General features: G+C 67.8%; 22 protein-coding genes and 1 other RNA gene. 17 read left to right on the plus strand and 6 right to left on the minus strand.

Annotated elements, in window-relative coordinates; genetic code table 11:
* Positions 1-93: 93 nt before the first annotated feature.
* From rpoZ to BCL79_RS07585, 3 genes are all read right to left on the minus strand, one after another.
* Entirely contained in the window at positions 94-393 is a 300-nt protein-coding gene (gene rpoZ / locus BCL79_RS07575; protein ID WP_005410877.1) for a DNA-directed RNA polymerase subunit omega, read from the minus strand.
* A 112-nt stretch (positions 394-505) separates the two neighbouring features.
* Entirely contained in the window at positions 506-1,171 is a 666-nt protein-coding gene (gmk, locus tag BCL79_RS07580) for a guanylate kinase (RefSeq protein ID WP_121039454.1), read from the minus strand.
* Positions 1,168-2,028, minus strand: a complete 861-nt coding sequence (locus BCL79_RS07585) for a YicC/YloC family endoribonuclease (protein ID WP_121039457.1) — start codon at positions 2,026-2,028, stop codon at positions 1,168-1,170. Before BCL79_RS07585 ends, gmk begins: the two co-directional genes overlap by 4 nt.
* A 120-nt stretch (positions 2,029-2,148) precedes the next feature.
* Between BCL79_RS07585 and rph the strand changes: the two genes are divergently transcribed.
* The 7 genes from rph (at position 2,149) to pepQ (ending at position 9,438) form a co-directional block, all read left to right on the plus strand.
* Positions 2,149-2,877 (plus strand): ribonuclease PH, encoded by a 729-nt coding sequence (rph, locus tag BCL79_RS07590; protein ID WP_088432674.1) that lies wholly within the window; start codon positions 2,149-2,151, stop codon positions 2,875-2,877.
* Positions 2,874-3,263, plus strand: a complete 390-nt coding sequence (locus tag BCL79_RS07595; protein ID WP_121039460.1) for a VOC family protein — start codon at positions 2,874-2,876, stop codon at positions 3,261-3,263. The genes rph and BCL79_RS07595 overlap by 4 nt, the downstream gene beginning before the upstream one ends.
* A complete protein-coding gene (gene rdgB / locus BCL79_RS07600) occupies positions 3,260-3,853 on the plus strand; it encodes an RdgB/HAM1 family non-canonical purine NTP pyrophosphatase (protein WP_183073697.1) in 594 nt (197 codons plus the stop codon). Before BCL79_RS07595 ends, rdgB begins: the two co-directional genes overlap by 4 nt.
* The gene (gene hemW, locus BCL79_RS07605) at positions 3,853-5,070 is read left to right on the plus strand and encodes a radical SAM family heme chaperone HemW (protein WP_259462115.1); all 1,218 of its coding nucleotides are present in this window, start codon (positions 3,853-3,855) and stop codon (positions 5,068-5,070) included. Before rdgB ends, hemW begins: the two co-directional genes overlap by 1 nt.
* Positions 5,071-5,202: 132 nt before the next feature.
* Positions 5,203-7,680 carry a DUF1631 domain-containing protein gene (locus tag BCL79_RS07610; RefSeq protein ID WP_121039466.1) on the plus strand — a complete coding sequence of 826 codons (2,478 nt, stop codon included), beginning with the start codon at positions 5,203-5,205 and terminating at the stop codon, positions 7,678-7,680.
* On the plus strand, positions 7,677-8,027 hold the full coding sequence (locus BCL79_RS07615; RefSeq protein WP_121039469.1) for a PilZ domain-containing protein: 351 nt from the start codon (positions 7,677-7,679) through the stop codon (positions 8,025-8,027). Before BCL79_RS07610 ends, BCL79_RS07615 begins: the two co-directional genes overlap by 4 nt.
* Positions 8,028-8,109: 82 nt before the next feature.
* On the plus strand, positions 8,110-9,438 hold the full coding sequence (gene pepQ / locus BCL79_RS07620; RefSeq protein ID WP_121039472.1) for a Xaa-Pro dipeptidase: 1,329 nt from the start codon (positions 8,110-8,112) through the stop codon (positions 9,436-9,438).
* A 168-nt stretch (positions 9,439-9,606) separates the two neighbouring features.
* Here the strand turns inward: pepQ and BCL79_RS07625 are convergent, their stop codons facing one another.
* Together BCL79_RS07625 and BCL79_RS07630 are read right to left on the minus strand one after the other, a co-directional pair.
* A complete protein-coding gene (locus BCL79_RS07625) occupies positions 9,607-10,932 on the minus strand; it encodes an aminopeptidase P N-terminal domain-containing protein (RefSeq protein WP_121041208.1) in 1,326 nt (441 codons plus the stop codon).
* A gap of 7 nt (positions 10,933-10,939) precedes the next feature.
* The gene (locus BCL79_RS07630; protein WP_121039475.1) at positions 10,940-11,488 is read right to left on the minus strand and encodes a UPF0149 family protein; all 549 of its coding nucleotides are present in this window, start codon (positions 11,486-11,488) and stop codon (positions 10,940-10,942) included.
* Between the two features lie 165 nt (positions 11,489-11,653).
* Between BCL79_RS07630 and BCL79_RS07635 the strand changes: the two genes are divergently transcribed.
* The 8 genes from BCL79_RS07635 (at position 11,654) to BCL79_RS07670 (ending at position 15,737) form a co-directional block, all read left to right on the plus strand.
* Complete coding sequence (locus BCL79_RS07635; RefSeq protein WP_121041210.1) at positions 11,654-11,875, plus strand: TIGR02449 family protein; 222 nt, start codon at positions 11,654-11,656, stop codon at positions 11,873-11,875.
* Positions 11,872-12,171: a cell division protein ZapA gene (locus BCL79_RS07640; protein WP_019183856.1), complete on the plus strand. Its 300-nt coding sequence runs from the start codon at positions 11,872-11,874 to the stop codon at positions 12,169-12,171. Before BCL79_RS07635 ends, BCL79_RS07640 begins: the two co-directional genes overlap by 4 nt.
* 132 nt (positions 12,172-12,303) lie before the next feature.
* A non-coding RNA gene (gene ssrS / locus BCL79_RS07645) (6S RNA) lies at positions 12,304-12,488 on the plus strand.
* Positions 12,489-12,567: 79 nt separating this feature from the next.
* Complete coding sequence (locus BCL79_RS07650) at positions 12,568-13,167, plus strand: 5-formyltetrahydrofolate cyclo-ligase (RefSeq protein ID WP_121039478.1); 600 nt, start codon at positions 12,568-12,570, stop codon at positions 13,165-13,167.
* 13 nt (positions 13,168-13,180) lie between these two features.
* Positions 13,181-13,657, plus strand: a complete 477-nt coding sequence (locus BCL79_RS07655; RefSeq protein ID WP_121039481.1) for an EVE domain-containing protein — start codon at positions 13,181-13,183, stop codon at positions 13,655-13,657.
* A gap of 26 nt (positions 13,658-13,683) precedes the next feature.
* Entirely contained in the window at positions 13,684-14,331 is a 648-nt protein-coding gene (rpiA, locus tag BCL79_RS07660; protein ID WP_121039484.1) for a ribose-5-phosphate isomerase RpiA, read from the plus strand.
* A 45-nt stretch (positions 14,332-14,376) separates the two neighbouring features.
* Positions 14,377-14,829, plus strand: coding sequence for a DUF192 domain-containing protein (locus tag BCL79_RS07665; RefSeq protein ID WP_121039487.1), 453 nt, complete (start codon positions 14,377-14,379; stop codon positions 14,827-14,829).
* Between the two features lie 62 nt (positions 14,830-14,891).
* Positions 14,892-15,737, plus strand: coding sequence for a SirB1 family protein (locus BCL79_RS07670; protein ID WP_121039490.1), 846 nt, complete (start codon positions 14,892-14,894; stop codon positions 15,735-15,737).
* 30 nt (positions 15,738-15,767) lie between these two features.
* Here the strand turns inward: BCL79_RS07670 and BCL79_RS07675 are convergent, their stop codons facing one another.
* Entirely contained in the window at positions 15,768-15,959 is a 192-nt protein-coding gene (locus BCL79_RS07675) for a rubredoxin (RefSeq protein WP_121039493.1), read from the minus strand.
* A 72-nt stretch (positions 15,960-16,031) separates the two neighbouring features.
* Between BCL79_RS07675 and thiE the strand changes: the two genes are divergently transcribed.
* Together thiE and hemL are read left to right on the plus strand one after the other, a co-directional pair.
* Positions 16,032-16,676 (plus strand): thiamine phosphate synthase, encoded by a 645-nt coding sequence (thiE, locus tag BCL79_RS07680; RefSeq protein ID WP_121039497.1) that lies wholly within the window; start codon positions 16,032-16,034, stop codon positions 16,674-16,676.
* Positions 16,673-17,962, plus strand: a complete 1,290-nt coding sequence (gene hemL / locus BCL79_RS07685; protein WP_121039500.1) for a glutamate-1-semialdehyde 2,1-aminomutase — start codon at positions 16,673-16,675, stop codon at positions 17,960-17,962. Before thiE ends, hemL begins: the two co-directional genes overlap by 4 nt.
* Positions 17,963-17,990 lie beyond the last annotated feature (28 nt).

Below are 17,990 nucleotides of genomic sequence, written 5' to 3' on the forward strand. Positions count from 1 at the left end.
AACACGCCCTCACCACAGCGACTGGCGGCACAAACGAAACAGCCCGCCAAAAGGCGGGCTGTTCGCAGCAACAACAACGGACGCGCGAGGCGATCAGTCGTCGTTCTTGGACATGTCTTCGTCGGCGACGACTTCGGCAGCGGCCCATTCCAGTGCTTCACGCTCGGCACGCTCGCGCTCGGCCTTCTCGACTTCGTCGATCAGGGCGTTGTCGATCTTGCGGGCGGCAATTTCGCGCAGCGCCAGCACGGTCGGCTTGTCTTCGGTTTCGCTGTTGTCCAGGGTGGCCTGGACGCCATTGGCCAGCTGACGGGCGCGCTTGGACGCCATCATGACCAGTTCGAAACGGTTGTTCACGACTTCCAGACAATCTTCTACGGTGATGCGGGCCATGCGGGCTCCCGGCAGCCGGTGAGGGCTGCTCAATCGAATGAGGGAAAGGGGACGGATTGTACCGGCCAGGGCTGGACAAAATCAAGCCAACCGGCTAGCACCCCGTTGAGAATCAGTCGGTTGTGGCCGGATCCTGGGTCAGCAGGGCCTGGATGAGGCCCGCGTGGCGGACCTTCTGGGCTTCCCGGCGCAGGCGGCTGGCCGTGAAAATGGCACACAGCTCGTCCACCGCGGTCTCGAAGACCTCGTTGACGATCACGTAGTCGAAGTCGTTGAAGTGCAGCATTTCTTCACGCGCGGCGGCGAGGCGCTGGGCGATCACCGCCTCGCTGTCCTGCCCGCGCTTGCGCATCCGGTCCTGCAGCGCCTGCTTGGACGGCGGCAGGATGAACACGGTGACCGTGCCCGGCACCAGCTGGCGGACCTGCTGGGCGCCCTGCCAATCGATCTCCAGCAGCACGTCCTGGCCGGCCGACAGCTGTGGCTCGACCGACTGCCGTGCGGTGCCCTTCCAGTCGCCATGCACCCAGGCATGCTCGAAGAAGTCACCGGCGGCGATCATCCGCTCGAATTCCTCGGCGCTGACGAAGTGGTAGTGCTCGCCATTGATCTCACCCGGGCGCGTGGCGCGCGAGGTGAACGAGATCGACAGGGCGATCTGCGGGTCGCGGGCCAGGGTGGCGTTGACGATGCTGCTCTTGCCGGCCCCGGAGGGCGCGGCCACGATGTACAGGGTGCCGCGCGCAGGCGCGCCGACGGCCGGGATCTGGCTGCTCATTCGATGTTCTGCACCTGTTCGCGGATCTGGTCGATCAGCACCTTCAGCTCGACGGCGGCATTGGAGGTGCGGCTGTCCACCGATTTGGAGCCCAGCGTATTGGCCTCGCGGTTGAACTCCTGCAGCAGGAAGTCCAGGCGGCGGCCGACCGGCTCACGCTGCTTGAAGACGCGGCGGATCTCGGCGATATGGCTGCCCAAGCGATCCAGTTCCTCATCCACGTCCAGCTTCTGCAGCCACATGACCAGTTCCTGCTCGGCCCGGCCGGGATCGACCGGGTGCGGCAGGTCGGCCAGGCGGGCGGCCAGCTTGGTGCGCTGGCCCTCGCGGATCAGCGGGATCAGGGTGGTGACCTCGGCGGCGATGCGCTCGATGCTGTCCACGCGTTCCTGGATCGCGGTGGCCAGCTTGTCGCCTTCACGCTCACGCGCGGCGACGAAGCCGTCCAGCGCCGTATCCAGCAGCGCCAGGGCCTCGGCATGCAGCGCGGCGGCATCCACTGCCTCGCCCTGCATCACGCCCGGCATCTGCAGCAGTTCGGTGAAGCTCACCTGCAGGCTCGGGAAGCCCGAGGACAGCCGGGTGGCCAGCTCGCCGAGCTGGCCCAGCAGCGCATCGTTGACCACCAGTGCACCGGTGACCTCCGGCGCGCGCAGGCGCATGACCAGATCGATCTTGCCGCGGCTGCAGCGGGAAGCGACGCGCTCGCGCAGGTGCGGCTCCAACGCACGCAGTTCTTCGGGCAGGCGGACGCCGACCTCCAGGAACCGGTGGTTGACCGAGCGCAGCTCACAGGCCAGCGTGCCCCAGCGGGTGGCGCGCTCGCCGTTGGCATAGGCGGTCATGCTTCGAATCATGCGGGTTTCCGGTGCTCTCAAAGTGCAAATGGTACCCTAGCGGTCTCCTTAGAGCCTCCTCGCCCGCCGGTCCCCGGCCCGGGCGTGGCCCCGCATCCCTCGTCTTACCGGAACTTGAGCATGACTGATTCCCGTCCCAGTGGCCGCCAGGCCGACCAGCTGCGCGAAGTGCGCATCGAGCGCGCCTTCACCCGCCACGCCGAGGGCTCGGTCCTGGTCAGCTTCGGCGAGACCCGCGTGCTGTGCACGGCCAGCGTGGAAAACCGCGTGCCGGGCTTCCTGCGTGGCAAGGGCGAAGGCTGGGTGACCGCTGAGTACGGCATGCTGCCGCGTTCGACCCACACCCGTAACGACCGCGAAGCCGCCCGCGGCAAGCAGGGTGGCCGCACGCTGGAGATCCAGCGCCTGATCGGCCGCACCCTGCGCGCCTGCATCGACCGCGGCGCGCTCGGCGAGCGCACGATCACGCTCGATTGCGATGTGCTGCAGGCCGACGGCGGCACCCGCACCGCGGCGATCACCGGCGCCTACGTGGCCCTGGTGGATGCGGTGAACTTCCTGATCAAGCGCGGCGACATCAAGCGCAACCCGATCTTCGGCGCGGTCGCGGCGGTGTCGGTTGGCGTGTACCGCGGCACCCCGGTGCTGGATCTGGATTACGCCGAAGACAGCGACTGCGATACCGATATGAACGTCGTGATGAACGACGGCGGCGGCTTCATCGAACTGCAGGGCACCGCCGAAGGCCATGCCTTCCGCCGCGATGAGCTGGATGCGCTGCTGGTCCTGGCCGAAAAGGGCATCAAGGATCTGTTCGCTGCGCAGCAGGCAGCCCTGGCCCAGGCATGAACCGTCGCATCGCCCTGACCACCCTGGTGGTGGCCGACTACGACGAGGCGATCGCCTGGTACACCGGCGCGCTGGGCTTCAGCCTGCTCCAGGACATCGACCAGGGCGACAAGCGCTGGGTGGTGGTCGGGCCGGGCGACGGCAGCGCGGCGGCCTTGTTGTTGGCGCGTGCCAGCAACGAGGAGCAGCGCGCGCGGATCGGCAACCAGACCGGTGGCCGGGTCGGCTTCTTCCTGAACACCGATGATTTCTGGCGCGACCACGCGGCGATGACCGCGCGGGGCGTGGTCTTCCTCGAAACCCCACGCGAGGAGGTCTACGCGACGGTCGCGGTGTTCGGCGATCTGTACGGCAACACGTGGGATCTGCTGGAGCCCAAGCAATGAAACTGGTACTGGCCAGCGGCAACGCCGGCAAACTGAAGGAACTGCAGGCCATGCTCGGCGGCCTGCCGCTGGAGATCGTGGCGCAGGGCGAGCTGGGTGTCAGCGACGTGCCGGAAACCGGCCTGACCTTCGTCGAGAACGCCCTGATCAAAGCGCGCCATGCCTGCCAGAGCACCGGCCTGCCCGCGCTGGCCGACGATTCGGGCCTGATCGTGGATGCGCTCGACGGCGCACCCGGCCTGTACAGCGCGCGCTATGCCGGCAGCCCGACCAACGATGCCGCCAACAACGCCAAGCTGCTCGAGGCGATGCGCGACGTACCGGCCGAGCGTCGCAGCGCCCGCTTCTATGCGGTGATCGTGCTGCTGCGCCATGCCGATGATCCGCAGCCGCTGATCTGCGAAGGCAGCTGGGAAGGCGTGATCCTCGATGAGCTGCGTGGCAGCCACGGCTTCGGCTACAACCCGCTGTTCCTGGACCCGGTGCTGGCGCAGACCGCCGCAGAAATGGCGCCGGACCTGAAAAACGCGATGAGCCACCGCGCCAAAGCCCTGCAGCTGCTCAAGCAGAAGCTGCCCGCCCTGCTGTGATGGCACGCGACCACTGTTCCCACCTGCCCGGCGAAACCTGCACGGGTGATCACGACCACGCACCGCGGCTGGTGACGCCGCCGCTGGCGCTGTACGTGCATCTGCCGTGGTGCGTCCGCAAATGCCCGTACTGCGATTTCAACTCGCATGCGGCCAAGGGTGAGCTGCCGTTCGAGGCTTACATCGACGCGTTGATCCGCGATCTCGATCAGGACCTGCCGCTGGTCTGGGGCCGGGTGGTGAGCAGTGTGTTCTTCGGTGGCGGCACGCCGAGCCTGTTCCCGCCGGAGGCGATCGACCGCTTCCTGCAGGCCGCCTCGGCCCGGCTGCGCTTCGCGCCGAACCTGGAAGTGACGCTGGAGACCAACCCGGGCACCGCCGAGCATGGTCGTTTCGACCGTTACCGCGCCGCCGGTGTGAACCGGATCAGCTTCGGCATCCAGACCTTCAACGACGAGGCGCTCAAGCGGCTGGGCCGCATCCACGACAGTGGCGAGGCCGAGCGGGCGGTGAAGCTGGCGCAGGACGCCGGCTACGACAACTTCAACATCGATCTGATGTACGCGCTGCCGCAGCAGACGCTGGCCCAGGCCGAGCATGACCTGGAGCGCGCCTTCGCGCTGCAGCCCACGCATATGTCGCATTACCAGCTCACCCTGGAGCCGAACACCGTGTTCTTCGCGCGGCCGCCGCAGGGCATCCCCGACGAAGATTCGGCATGGGACATCCAGGAACACTGCCAGCAGATGCTGGCCGAGGCCGGCTATGCGCAGTACGAGGTCAGCGCCTACGCAAAACCCGGCCGGCAGAGCCAGCACAACCTCAATTACTGGCGCTTTGGCGACTACCTGGGGATCGGTGCCGGTGCACACGGCAAGATCAGCAGCGGCGCCGAAGAACACGTGCTGCGCCGCTGGAAGCACAAGCATCCGCAGACCTTCATGGACACTGCCGGGACCGCAGCCTCGATCGGCGGCGACGATGTGATCAGCGCCGAGCGCCTGCCGTTCGAGTACATGCTCAACCTGCTGCGCCTGCATGAAGGCTTCAGCCTGAAGGATTTTGAATCGCGTACCGGCCTGGACCGGGCGCGGATCGCCGAGCCGCTGCGCATTGCCGTGGCCAAGAGCTGGATGACCGTGACCGGCGATGAGGTCATCCCTACCGAACTGGGCCGGCGCTTCACCAACGACGTGGTCGAGCTGTTCCTGCCCTGAGCAGGCGGCGCCTGCCCGGACGGTAATGCCGGCCGCTGGCCGGCGCCGGGAACCCCGAACCGTGTCGCTTCTGGCAGGGACCGGGCGAAACCGTTAGATTCCGTGTTCTCAGGGGAGCTGGAAGAACATCGGATGTCTGCGCCCGCACCTTCGTCGTCCCAGCCCGACATGACCCGCTTTGCGGACGTGGCCGCGCCGCCGCGCGTGCGCCGCCTGCTGGCCGCGCTGCACGGGCTGGCAGTGCAGACCCTCACCGCGCCGCTCAAGCTGACCATCGTGGAGCTCGAGCGCGAGCTGTTCCGCGATGCCGAGCGCGCGCGCAACAGCCAGATCCAGGCGGACATCTTCGCGCAGGCGCGCCAGCTGCATGAAGTCAACGCGCAGTTCGGCCCCCGCTTCCTGGAGGCGGTGGCGGTGAGCCTGGCCAGCCTGCGCGGCCCCCGCCACACCCAGCGCATCGTCCCGACCGAGGTATCCGTTTCGGCTACCGCGCTGACCCTGGTCAACGACACCGACGTGGACCGCGACATCGTGCTGGTGGACATCATCCGCCGCGAAGCCCAGCGCTCGGCCACCGCCCTGCAGTTGCTCGGCCAGCGCTTCGGGGTGCTCGCCGCCGGACCGGCCTTCGATGTCGATGACCTGCCGTTCGGGCCGCAGGCGCTGTGCCGGATCGTGCGCGAACTGGGTGAAGACTTCGCGCTGGGCCTGGAAACACAGCTGGCGCTGTACCGCGTGTTCGACCGTCAATTGCTGGAGCGGCTGGGTGAACTGCTCGAACGCGCCAACATCCTGCTTGCGCACGAAGGCGTGCTTCCAGGGCTGGTGTACACCCCCTATCTCGCCCGCTCGGCAACCACGCGCCGGATCATCACCGGTCCCGAGCGTGGCCCGCCCGGCGCACGCGGCGGCGCGGCGGCGCGGCCCCTGACCGGCTGGAACGGCAGCGCGCCGAGTACCGGCTGGGCAGCGATGACCGAGCAAGCCATGGCACTGGCCACGGCGTCCGCCGCGCCGGACAGCACCGCACCCATCGGTGACGCGGCGGCGGCACCGCCGACGGCATCGGCGTCCGTGTCAGCGCCGAGCGCCCCCACCAGCCCCGCTGCGGCCGACCTCGGTGCACCGGCAATGTCAGCGCTGCACCAGCTGTTGGGCGCTGCCCGGCAGGCACATGCGGCCGGCGCGGTACCTGGCGGCGCAGCGCTGGCCGCGCAAGCCGTCGGCGCCTCGGCCCAGCCCGTTGCCACCCCCACGGAAAACGCCTTCCTGGCGCCCGAGGCGCCTCCCGCGCTGGCGGTACCGGCCGACGCCGTGCACGCCACGCTGGCCAGGCTGCAGGGCCAAGCGGTCGCCCCCGGCGGCGCCCGCCGCAGCATGGCCGATCTGCACAACGCGCTGCTCGCCCAGGTCCGTGCCGAGCATGGCGCGCAGGCGTCATTGACGGTCAAGGACAGCGACACTTTCGATCTGCTCGACATGCTCTACGGGCAGATCCAGCGCGAGGTGCGGCCCGAGGCCGTGGCCGCCGACCTGCTGACCCGCCTGCAGGTGCCGGTCGCCCGCGCGGCCCTGTCCGACCCGGCCTTTTTCGTGCGCGACCAGCACCCGGCGCGCGAACTGCTCAATGCGGTGGCCGAGGCCGGCGCCAACTGGCTGGGCGAGGAAGACGTGGACCCGCAGCTGGTGCAGAAGCTCGGCCACGCCGTCGACCAGGTGGTCAACGAGTACGACGGCGATGTGGCGGTCTTCGACACCGCCAACGAGGAGATCCAGCAGCACTTCCGCACGCTGGCCCACAAGGCCGAACTGGCCGAGCGGCGGCATGTCGAAGCCGCCCGCGGCAAGGAGCGGCTGGAGGCGGCCAAGCAGCAGGCCAGCACCAGCATCGAGCAGTTGTGCGCACAGGCCGCGCCCCCGCGCTTCGTGCAGGCGCTGCTGAAACAGGCGTGGTCGGACGTGCTCACGCTCACCCTGCTGCGCAACGGCGAGACCTCGCCGCAGTGGCAGCAGCGCCAGCAGGAAACTGCCCGGATCGCCGAGGTGACCTGCCTGGCGCCGGGCATGGCCGAGCGTGATGATGTGCTGGGGCAGCAGGTCGAGTCCGCTCTGCTGCAGGTCGGCTACCACCAGGACGAGGCGGCCGCGATCGCGCGGCGCCTGTCCACGCCCGGCGGCGAGGATGACAGCAGTTCACGCACCGAACTCACCGCCCGCCTGCGTGCGCGCACCCGGCTGGGCGAGCAGGCCGACGCCAGCGACCCGCGCAAGGTCGCCCCGCTCGCGCGCAGCACCGCCGAGGACGACTGCTACCGGCAGCTGCGCACCCTGCCCTTCGGGACCTGGTTCGAGTTCACCACCAACCAGCAGGGCGACGTGCGCCGGCAGCGGTTGTCCTGGTACAGCCTGATCACCGACAACGCGCTGTTCGTCAATCAACGTGGGCAGAAGGTGGGCGAGTACTCGCTGGATGCACTGTCGCGGCTGATGGCCCATGGCCAGGTGCGGATCGTCACCGAAGACAAGGGCAGGCTGATCGATCGTGCCTGGCAGGCTACCCTGCGCACCCTGCGCTCGCTGGCCGGCAGCCCCGCGGAGAACGCCGAATGACCACACCCGATACCCGCCGCGCGCCGCGCCGCCAGGTGACCGAGCTGGTCCCCGTGACCGACCTGATGGCCGAGACCGTGATCGGCCGGCTCGGCAATGTCTCCGAAACCGGCATGCTGATGCTGGCCTCGGTGCCGATGCAGGACGATGCGCTGTACCAGTTGCAGTTCACCATTCCCGGCCCGCAGGGTCAGCCGCTGCTGATCGACGTCGGCGTGCACCTGCTCTGGAGCGAGCAGACCCATGCACCGGGCCAGGCCTGGGTGGGCTTCCGCTTCCTGACCTTGCCCCGCGAATCACGCGAGCAGCTGCGGCAGTGGATCGCCGAGGAAACTTCGGCAGTCTGAGCGCCGGTTCCGGCACAGCGCCCGCTGGCGGATTGCGGCAGAATCTAGGGCTGCATTCCGCACTGCCAGCGAGCTTCATGCCATGAACCAGCCAGACCTCGGCGCCCTGTATTCCCACCATGCCAGCGTGATGCGCCAGCGCGCCGATGAAGCGCTGGCCCGTGGCGGCTTCGACCATCTGGTGATTCCCAGTGGCACCCTGCATTACCAGGCCTTTGATGATCGCGATTACCCGTATGCGGTGAATCCGAACTTCAAGGCCTGGCTGCCGCTGACCAAGCTGCCCAACAGCTGGCTGGTGTACACCCCCGGCAAGCGCCCGACCCTGATCTTCCATCAGCCTTTCGATTACTGGCACGTGGTGCCGGGTGCGCCGAATGGCTGGTGGGTGGAGCATGTCGATATCCAGATCATCCGCACGCCCGACGAGGCGCTGGCGCTGCTGCCCAAGGGTGCGGCGCGTTGCGCGATCCTCGGTGAGCCGCGCAGTGCACTGGGCGCCTTCGTGCCGAACAATCCCGCACCGGTCATCGATTACCTGGACTGGCAGCGCGGCTACAAAACGCCGTATGAAATCGCCCTGATGCGCGAAGCGCAGCGACTGGGCGTGCGCGGCCACCGTGCCGCCGAAGCCGCCTTCCGCGCTGGCGCCAGCGAATTCGAGATCCACATGGCGTACTGCCGTGCGGTCGGCCAGGACGCCAATGAGTTGCCCTACGGCAACATCATCGGCCTCAACGAACATGCGGCCGTGCTGCACTACACCGATCTGGGCCGCAGCGCGCCGACCCCACTGCGCAGCTTCCTGATCGACGCCGGTGCCAGTGCCCACGGCTATGCCAGCGACATCACGCGCACCTATGCGGCCAGCGGCCATGACGAATTCCAGGCGCTGATCGATGCCGTGGATGCGGCCCAGCAGCAGATGGGCGCCGCTGTGCGTGCCGGCGTGGACTACAAGCAGCTGCACATCGACGCACACCTGTCGCTGATGGGCATCCTCAAGGACTTCGGCGTGCTCAACGTCTCGCCGGAAGCGGCGTTGGCCACCGGCGTGAGCGCGGCCTTCTTCCCGCACGGCCTGGGCCATCTGATCGGGCTGCAGGTGCATGACGTGGCCGGCTTTGCCGCCAGCGACCGCGGTGGCCGCATCGAGCGCCCGCAGGGTCACCCGTACCTGCGCATGACCCGCGTGCTGGAGCCGGGCATGGTGGTCACGATCGAACCGGGCGTGTACTTCATCGACATGCTGCTGGACGAAGTGAAGCAGGCCGGCAATGGCGCCAGCATCAACTGGGACCGCGTGGATTTCTTCCGCCCGTATGGCGGTGTGCGGATCGAGGACGAGGTGCTGTGCACCGAGGGCGATGCGGACAACCTGACCCGCCCGGTGTTTGCGGCCGCCAGCTGAGCGGCGATGCGGGTGCCGACCCACGGTCGGTACCTGCACTGCATCGTGTGCCCGCCGCCGGCCGCTGATCGCCGCCCCGGTATCCGCGTAGAGCCACCCCATGGGTGGCTGAAGACCACGCCGGCACGGAGCGCAGCCACCCATGGGGTGGCGCTACCCTGGCGCGGATCAGCGCCTGGCCATTTCTTCTTCGATCTCATCGGCACTGCGCGCCAACGCTGCGGTCAGCACCTGATGGCCGTCCTCGGTGATCAGCACGTCGTCTTCGGTGCGAATCCCGATGCCGCGCCAGCGCGCTTCCACGCTGCGGTCGTCCGGTGAGACATACAGGCCGGGCTCGATGGTGAACACCATGCCCGGCTCCAGCATCCGCGAGTCCCCTGCCAAGCGGTAGTCGCCTACGTCATGCACGTCCAGGCCCAGCCAGTGCCCGGTCTTGTGCCGGTAGAAGCGCTGGTAATGCGCTTCGGCGATGTTCTCTTCCAGCGTGCCCTTGAGCAGGCCGAGCCGCAGCAGGCCCTCGGTCAAGGTCTCCACCGCGGCCAGATGGCCAGCCTCGTACGCATTGCCCGGGCGGGCCTGGGCCAGTGCCGCAGCCTGCGCCGCACCGACCAGATCATGCAGCGCGCGCTGCTCGGCGGTGAAGCGGCCGTTGACCGGGAAGGTCCGGGTGATATCACTGGCGTAGCCGCGGTACTCGGCGCCGGCATCGATCAGGACCAGATCGCCATCGTGCGCGCGCGCGTTGTTGTCGCGGTAATGCAGGATGCAGCCGTTGGTACCGGCACCGACGATGCTGCTGTAGGCCGCACAGGCATCATTGGCACGGAACACACGCTCCAGATCGGCCTGCAGTTCGTACTCATGGATGCCCGGCCGCGCCACGTGCATCGCCGCACGGTGCGCCTGCACGCTGATGTCGGCAGCGCGCTGCATCACGGCGATTTCCGCGGTCGATTTGAACAGCCGCTGTTCGTGCAGCAGGTGGCCCAGCTCCAGGAATTCATGCGGCGGCTGCGCGCCATGCCGCACCTGCGAGCGCACCCGGTTGACCCAGCCGATCAGCTTGAGATCGAACTCGGCATCGCGGCCGAAGTGGTAGTACACCCGCGAGCGCCCTTCCAGCAGGCCGGGCAGGATGTCGTCCAGATCGTCGATCGGGTACGCATCGTCCATGCCGTACTGCGAAACCGCGCCTTCCTGGCCGGCGCGCGCGCCATCCCAGGCTTCGCGGTCGGCGTCGCGCTCGCGGCAGAACAGGATCACCTCGCCATGGCGACGGCCCGGGATCAGCACCAGCACGGCCTCCGGTTCCGGGAAGCCGCTCAGGTACCAGAAATCCGAGTCCTGGCGGAATGGATAATGCGTATCCAGGCTGCGCACCCGCTCGGATGCGGCCGGCAGCACCAGGATCGCGTCATCGCCGGCCATCTCCATCAACTGCTGGCGGCGGCGGGTGTATTCGGCGGCGGAGATGCCGGTCAGCTGCCGGATATCCATCTCAGTTCAAGCGCTGCCGGTGGCGCGCGGCCATCACACAGTCGCCGTGCAGCAGCAGCACCGCCACGCGGATGAACTCCTCGATCTCGGCCAGCGCGTCTTCATCGTCGTCGTTGCCGCTTTCGAAGTCTTCGCTGGAGGCCTGGGCCAGCTTGGCCAGATCGGTCAGGGCTTCATCGCCCTCTTCGGACAAGGCCGGCCGGTTCTGGCCCGAGCCCAGCCCGAAGCCGCCCAGGAACGCACGCGCCCAGGTGAACAGCGCATCGGCCTGCGCGGCGGTATCGCTGGCATCGCTCAGCAGCAGCTCGAAGGCGAAATCGCGGTCTTCCATCTGCGCTACGCTGGCATCGAGCAGGCGCGCCAGGGCGTCACCTTCGGCCGGGGTCGGCAGGTTGTCATCGGCCAGCACGCGGGCCGGCCATTCACGCACCGGCGCACCGCCGGCGGACAGCCAGCCGCAGAGGCCGCCGTGCAGTTCAGCGGCGCTGGCGCCCAGGCCCAGGGCCTGGCTGGCCTGGTTTACGTCGTCGACACTCGGGAGTTCGGTCATCTTGGGGCTACGGTTTGTGAGCGCCACAGTGTAGCAATCCACCTGTGTCCACCGGGTTGCCATGGCCCGCCCCGGCCCCCGCCCCGGCACCGGCGGGCCGACTGCCGGCAGGCCCCGTCATTATTCGCTTGACCGCCCCGTCCGCCCTTGCCTATGGTGCCGGACATGGAACCCGCCGACGCCATCGCCCAGTTGCAGGCCTTCGCCGCCCGCGTCGAGGCGTTGCTTGAGCGCAACGAACGCCTGGCCGACGAGAACCGCAGCCTGCGCCATCAGCAGGAGCAGCTGGTGGCCGAGCGCTCCCAGCTGCTGGCCAAGAACGAACAGGCCCGCTCCCGGGTCGAAGCGATGATCACCCGCCTCAAGTCCCTGGAGCAGCACACATGAGCCAGACCGAACCGGTCAGTGTCCGCATCCTGGATCGTGAATACACGGTGGGGGTGGGGGCCGAGGAACGCGAGAGCCTGACCGCCGCTGCCCGGCTGCTGGATGCCAAGATGCGCGAGATCCGCGGCAGCAACCGGATGGCCGCGGTCGACCGCGTCGCGGTGCTGGCCGCGCTGAACCTGGCCCACGAGCTGCAGCAGCTGCGTGATGAGCACGCCCGGCAGGCCATTGCTCTGCAGCAGACCCTGAGCGATCTCAATCGCCGCCTGGATCGGGCTTTCGACAGCGCGGGTTGATCCACGCGACCGGTTCCACGCGGTGATTGATTGCACACGTGCATCGCGCGGTCTTCATCGATCTGAATTGATGTGCAATTCGACCGACGAACGGACTGGTCGAATCGCACAAGAGGGCTATAATCCTCGTCGCGTTCTCTGCTGTGAACGACGGCGTGTGCAAACATTCGCCTTGTCCCTTAATTACGACCACGGGTGCGCGACGGCGCCGGGAGTGCAAGTCCGCCTTGTAGCGGGAAGCCCGATGGAACCCCAGCGTACCCACTTGAACCCCGGGTTCAAGGTCGTTTCGCATGCATCGTCACGGCGGAGAATGCAATATTCCAGCAAGAGCGGCGTTCCCTTGGGACGTCGCTCTTGTTTTATCCGCTTCCCCCGCACGCTCCGGACCCAGGCATGACCGACCCGCGCTCCGCACTGCGCCAGCAGCTGCGCCAACGCCGCCGTGATCTCCCCGCCGCCGTGCGCCTGGCCGCCGCCGAACAGTTGGCCGATGGCCTGCTCGCCCTTCCTTTCGCGCCCACGCAGGGCCATGTCGCCGGCTATTGGGCGATGGATGGCGAGATCGCGCTGCACCGCTGGCAGATGCAGTTGCCCGCCGGCCTGACCTACTGCCTGCCGGTCCTGCACGAGAAGACGCTGCGCTTCGCGCCCTGGCGCCCCGGGCAGGCACTGACCACCAACCGCTTCGGCATCCCCGAACCCGATCTCGCGCTGGACGACACGCTCGCACCGGAGCAGATGGCGCTGGTCGTGGCGCCGCTGGTGGGTTTCGACGCACAGGGGCGCCGGCTGGGCATGGGAGGCGGCTGGTATGATCGCAGCTTCGCATTCCGCCACCAGCGCCCGGCGCCGCCGTGGCTGGTCGGGGTCGGCTTCTCGGTCCAGCAGGTCGATGACCTACCGGTGCAACCCTGGGACGTCGCGGTGGATGCGATCTGCACCGACGTCTCCACCCTTGTCTGCGTACCGACCAACGGTCGGCACCTACCGTAATCAAAGACTCCGCATGACCGCACGCAAGCGCTACTGGCTGATGAAGTCCGAACCGGACGCCTTTTCCATCGACGATCTGCAGCGCGTGGGCCGTGAGCCCTGGAACGGCGTGCGCAACTACCAGGCGCGCAACTTCATGCGCGATGGGATGAAGGTCGGCGACGGGGTGATGTTCTACCACTCCAACACCAAGGTGCCGGGCATCGTCGGGCTGGCCACGGTGGCCAGCGAGGCCTACCCGGACGACACCCAGTTCGATCCCAAATCCGATTACCACGACCCCAAGGCGACCCGCGAAGAACCGCGCTGGATGCTGGTGGACGTGGCCTTCGAGCGCAAACTGCGCGACACCATTTCGCTGGATGAGATCAAGCTGCACGCCGATGCGCTGGGCGAAGGATTCCCGCTGACCGCACGCGGCAACCGTCTCTCGATCCTCCCGGTGACCGCTGCGCAGTGGAAGCTGCTGCTGTCGCTGGAAAAGCACTGACCCCTTTCCTCCAAGAGTTGCCCGCCATGTCCGAAGCCAAGCGCCTGGCCGCTGAAAAAGCCATTGAATACGTCGAAGACGGCATGATCGTGGGGGTCGGCACCGGCTCCACCGTGGCCTACTTCATCGATGCCCTGGCCAAGATCCAGCACCGCATCAAGGGCGCCGTGTCCAGCTCGGACCAGAGCACCGCGCGCCTGAAGCAGCACGGCATCGAGGTGCTCGAGCTCAACCACACCGGCAACCTGTCGCTGTATGTGGATGGGGCCGACGAATGCGACGGCAACAAGAACCTGATCAAGGGCGGCGGTGCCGCGCTGACCCGCGAGAAGATCATCGCCGAGGCCAGCGAGCGCTTCGTGTGCATCATCGACCCGAGCAAGCAGGTCAAGGTGCTGGGCAAGTTCCCGCTGCCGGTGGAAGTGATCCCGATGGCCCGCAGCCTGGTCGCCCGCCGCATCATGGACATGACCGGCGGCCAGCCGGCCTGGCGTGAGGGCGTGGTCACCGACAACGGCAACGTGATCCTGGACATCCACCACCTGGAGATCACCGATCCGGTCAAGCTGGAGCGCGAGCTCAACCAGCTGCCGGGCGTGGTCAGCGTCGGCCTGTTCGCGCGCCGCCCGGCCGATGTGGTGATCATCGGCGGTGAGCCGCCGATCGTGATGTGATCCCGTGGCCGGCGCCCGCGCCGGCTGCCCCAACGAGGTACGCCCATGTCCCTGTTGCGCCTGCTGCCCCTGCTCCTGCTGTTCACCCTGGCCGGCTGTGCCAGCACCAACGCCCGTCACTGGGTGGAACTGGACGGCAACCGTTACCACGTTGAACTGGCCACCAACGACGATACCCGCGCCCGCGGGCTGATGTTCCGCGACCAGATGCCCGAGGACCACGGCATGCTGTTCATCCATGAACGCGAAGAACTGCAGGCGTACTGGATGAAGAACACCAAGATCGCGCTGGACATCCTCTACTTCGATGCGCAGCGCCGCCTGGTCAGCCAGCAGCGCGATGTGCCGCCGTGTTCGGCCGGCGATCGTTGCCCGCCCTACCCCAGCAGCGAGCCGGCCCGCTACGTGCTGGAACTCAACGCCGGGCAGGCCGAAAAGATGGCGCTCAAGGACGGCACCGAACTCACCTTCGGCCCCGGCATCGCCGACGGCAAATAAAAGTGCCCTGATAAACGCGCCGCGCCCTTGAATCGCGGCGCGTTTGTCGCCAGTCTTGTCCCATGCAGGGGCAGATCACATTGCCGACGTGGGACTCACTGGCCGAGCTGGATGACGAGGCGCTGCCGCTGTTGCCGACCGCGTTGCTGATCGCCCGGGACGAATACCCGGATCTGGACCCCGCCGTCTACGACGCGGTCCTGCAGAGTCACGCCGACCACCTGCGCACCGAGATCGCCACGATCGACATGTGGCCGCTGAAGATCGCCGCGGTCAACCGCCACCTGTTCGACGAGCTGGGCTACAGCGGCGACCATGGCGAGTACTACGACCCGCGCAACAGCTATCTGAACCAGGTCTTCGAACGCCGCCTGGGCAATCCGATCTCGCTGGCGCTGGTGCAGATGGAAGTCTCGCGCCGGCTCGGCATCCCGCTGGACGGGGTGTCCTTCCCCGGGCACTTCCTGGTGCGTCTGCCGCTCAACGACGGCGTGCTGGTGATGGACCCGTTCAACGGCGGCCGCCCACTGGGCGTGGAGGAACTGCGCGAACGCGCACGCTCACACCTGGGCGGTGAAGTCCCCGACGACGACGTGCTCGCGCAGATCCTGGACCCGGCCCCGGCACGCGCGATCCTGATGAGGATGCTGCGCAACCTGCATGGCGTGTACGTGGAACGCGGCGAATGGGACCGCGCCGCGCGCAGTGCCGACCGCCTGCTGAAGCTGGCACCCGAACAGGACGACGCGCTGCGCGATCGCGGCATGGCCTACCTGCAACTGGATTACGAGGCCGGCGCGCGCAACGACCTGGGGCTGTATCTCAAGCGCAATGCCAAGGCCAGCGATGCCCAGTTCGTCCGCGAGAAGCTGGTCGGCCTCGGTGGCGTGGTGCCGCGCCTGCACTGACGGTGCCGCGACGCGGCGCCTGGCGGTGCCTCAGTCGACTTCGACCATTTCGAAATCATCCTTGGTCACGCCGCAGTCCGGGCACGTCCATGTATCAGGGATGTCTTCCCAGCGCGTGCCCGGGGCGATGCCCTCGTCCGGCAGCCCGTCTTCTTCCCGGTACAGGAAGCCGCAGACAACGCACATCCAGGTGCGGAAGGTGGTGGCGGTTGCGTCGGTCATCGGATAATCACGGCGGGACAAGAACTGGCAGCGCTCATTGTCCCACTCCCGTTGCGCTACCGGTAGCCATTGATGAATCACGCTTCAGCCCCCACGCCGCCCCGCGGCGTCTACCTCATTACCCCCGACGAGCCCGATACCGCGCGGCTGCTGGCGCGCACCGCGCCGCTGCTGGCGGCCGGCGCCACCTGGCTGCAGTACCGCAACAAGAGCGCCGATGTGGCCCTGCGCCACGCCCAGGCCGCTGCGCTGCAGGGCCTGTGCCAGCTGTACGCGGCGCCGCTGCTCATCAATGACGACGTGGCCCTGGCCCAGGCGGTCGGCGCGGCCGGTGTGCACCTGGGCGAGGACGATGGCGATATCGCCGCCGCCCGTGCCCTGCTCGGCCCGGACGCCCTCATCGGCGCCTCCTGCTATGACACCCTGGCGCTGGCCGAGCGCGCGGTCGCCGCTGGCGCCAGCTACGTCGCCTTCGGGGCCTTCTTCCCCAGCACCAGCAAGGCCACCACCCGCCGTGCCCCACCGGACCTGCTGCGGCAAAGCGCCGCACTCGGGGTGCCCCGGGTGGCGATCGGCGGGCTGAGCCCGGACAATGTGACACCGCTCATCGCTGCCGGCGCCGATCTGGTTGCCGTCATCAGCAGCGTGTACGCCGCGCCCGACCCGGTCGCCACGCTGCACGCCTACCTCGCTTGCTTCCAGGATACGACCGCATGAACCACGACCAGTCCCACGCCCTGTTCACCCGCGCCCAGACGCTGCTGCCGGGCGGCGTCAACTCGCCGGTGCGCGCGTTCAAATCGGTCGGTGGCGAGCCGTTCTTCGTCAAGCGCGCCGATGGCCCCTACCTGTACGACGTGGACGACAACCGCTACATCGATTATGTCGGCTCCTGGGGCCCGATGATTGTTGGCCACAACCACACCGCCGTGCGCCAGGCGGTCAAGCAGGCGATCGGCAACGGTCTGTCCTTCGGCGCGCCGTGCGAAGCCGAAGTCACCATGGCCGAAACCCTGACCCGGCTGGTGCCGTCCTGCGAGATGGTGCGCATGGTCAACTCGGGCACCGAGGCCACGCTGTCGGCGATCCGGCTGGCACGCGGTGCCACCGGCCGCAGCCGCATCGTCAAGTTCGAAGGCTGCTACCACGGCCACGGCGACTCGTTCCTGGTCAAGGCCGGCAGCGGCATGCTGACCTTGGGCGTGCCGACCTCGCCGGGTGTCCCGGCCGGGCTGAGCGAACTCACCCTGACCCTGCCCTACAACGATGTCGAAGCGGCCACCGCGCTGTTCGCCGAACAGGGCGAGCACATCGCCGGGCTGATCATCGAGCCGGTGGTGGGCAACGCCAACTGCATCCCGCCGCGCGAGGGCTACCTGCAGCACCTGCGCGCACTGTGCACGCAGTACGGCACGGTGCTGATCTTCGATGAAGTGATGACCGGCTTCCGCGTGGCGCTCGGTGGCGCGCAGGCGCATTACGGCGTTACCCCGGACCTGACCACCTTCGGCAAGATCATCGGCGGCGGCATGCCCGTGGGTGCCTACGGCGGTCGTCGGGAGCTGATGTCGCAGATTTCCCCGGCCGGCCCGATCTACCAGGCCGGCACGCTGAGCGGCAATCCGGTGGCCATGGCAGCCGGCCTGGCGATGCTGGAACTGGTGCAGGAACCGGGCTTCCATGATCGCCTGAGTGCTTCGGCCGCGCGCCTGTGCGCGGGGCTGGAAGCGGCAGCGGCGGACGCAGGCGTGGCAGTGACCACCACCCAGGTCGGCGCGATGTTCGGCCTGTTCTTCACTGACCAGAAGGTGGAAACCTACGCCCAGGCGACCGCGTGCGACATCACCGCGTTCAACACCTTCTTCCACGCGATGCTGGAGCGCGGCGTGTTCCTCGCCCCCTCGGCGTATGAAGCCGGCTTCCTGTCCAGCGCACACGACGACAGCATCATCGAGGCAACGCTCGAGGCCGCGCGCGAAGCGTTCAAGGTCGTCAAAGGCTGATCAAATAACGGGGACGGGGGTAGTTAAT

This window comes from Stenotrophomonas rhizophila (assembly GCF_003651185.1).
GTDB classification, from domain to species: Bacteria; Pseudomonadota; Gammaproteobacteria; order Xanthomonadales; family Xanthomonadaceae; genus Stenotrophomonas; species Stenotrophomonas maltophilia_Z.

What these genes read in the sequence shown, in the direction of transcription:
- rpoZ (WP_005410877.1), bottom strand. Translation starts at nt 393, where the DNA reads ATGGCCCGCATCACCGTAGAAGATTGTCTGGAAGTCGTGAACAACCGT.
- BCL79_RS07665 (WP_121039487.1), top strand. Translation starts at nt 14,377, where the DNA reads ATGTCCCTGTTGCGCCTGCTGCCCCTGCTCCTGCTGTTCACCCTGGCC.
- BCL79_RS07670 (WP_121039490.1), top strand. Translation starts at nt 14,892, where the DNA reads ATGCAGGGGCAGATCACATTGCCGACGTGGGACTCACTGGCCGAGCTG.
- BCL79_RS07635 (WP_121041210.1), top strand. Translation starts at nt 11,654, where the DNA reads ATGGAACCCGCCGACGCCATCGCCCAGTTGCAGGCCTTCGCCGCCCGC.
- BCL79_RS07595 (WP_121039460.1), top strand. Translation starts at nt 2,874, where the DNA reads ATGAACCGTCGCATCGCCCTGACCACCCTGGTGGTGGCCGACTACGAC.
- rdgB (WP_183073697.1), top strand. Translation starts at nt 3,260, where the DNA reads ATGAAACTGGTACTGGCCAGCGGCAACGCCGGCAAACTGAAGGAACTG.
- thiE (WP_121039497.1), top strand. Translation starts at nt 16,032, where the DNA reads ATGAATCACGCTTCAGCCCCCACGCCGCCCCGCGGCGTCTACCTCATT.
- rpiA (WP_121039484.1), top strand. Translation starts at nt 13,684, where the DNA reads ATGTCCGAAGCCAAGCGCCTGGCCGCTGAAAAAGCCATTGAATACGTC.
- BCL79_RS07650 (WP_121039478.1), top strand. Translation starts at nt 12,568, where the DNA reads ATGACCGACCCGCGCTCCGCACTGCGCCAGCAGCTGCGCCAACGCCGC.
- BCL79_RS07610 (WP_121039466.1), top strand. Translation starts at nt 5,203, where the DNA reads ATGTCTGCGCCCGCACCTTCGTCGTCCCAGCCCGACATGACCCGCTTT.
- hemW (WP_259462115.1), top strand. Translation starts at nt 3,853, where the DNA reads ATGGCACGCGACCACTGTTCCCACCTGCCCGGCGAAACCTGCACGGGT.
- BCL79_RS07655 (WP_121039481.1), top strand. Translation starts at nt 13,181, where the DNA reads ATGACCGCACGCAAGCGCTACTGGCTGATGAAGTCCGAACCGGACGCC.
- hemL (WP_121039500.1), top strand. Translation starts at nt 16,673, where the DNA reads ATGAACCACGACCAGTCCCACGCCCTGTTCACCCGCGCCCAGACGCTG.
- pepQ (WP_121039472.1), top strand. Translation starts at nt 8,110, where the DNA reads ATGAACCAGCCAGACCTCGGCGCCCTGTATTCCCACCATGCCAGCGTG.
- BCL79_RS07615 (WP_121039469.1), top strand. Translation starts at nt 7,677, where the DNA reads ATGACCACACCCGATACCCGCCGCGCGCCGCGCCGCCAGGTGACCGAG.
- rph (WP_088432674.1), top strand. Translation starts at nt 2,149, where the DNA reads ATGACTGATTCCCGTCCCAGTGGCCGCCAGGCCGACCAGCTGCGCGAA.
- BCL79_RS07675 (WP_121039493.1), bottom strand. Translation starts at nt 15,959, where the DNA reads ATGACCGACGCAACCGCCACCACCTTCCGCACCTGGATGTGCGTTGTC.
- BCL79_RS07640 (WP_019183856.1), top strand. Translation starts at nt 11,872, where the DNA reads ATGAGCCAGACCGAACCGGTCAGTGTCCGCATCCTGGATCGTGAATAC.
- gmk (WP_121039454.1), bottom strand. Translation starts at nt 1,171, where the DNA reads ATGAGCAGCCAGATCCCGGCCGTCGGCGCGCCTGCGCGCGGCACCCTG.
- BCL79_RS07630 (WP_121039475.1), bottom strand. Translation starts at nt 11,488, where the DNA reads ATGACCGAACTCCCGAGTGTCGACGACGTAAACCAGGCCAGCCAGGCC.
- BCL79_RS07585 (WP_121039457.1), bottom strand. Translation starts at nt 2,028, where the DNA reads ATGATTCGAAGCATGACCGCCTATGCCAACGGCGAGCGCGCCACCCGC.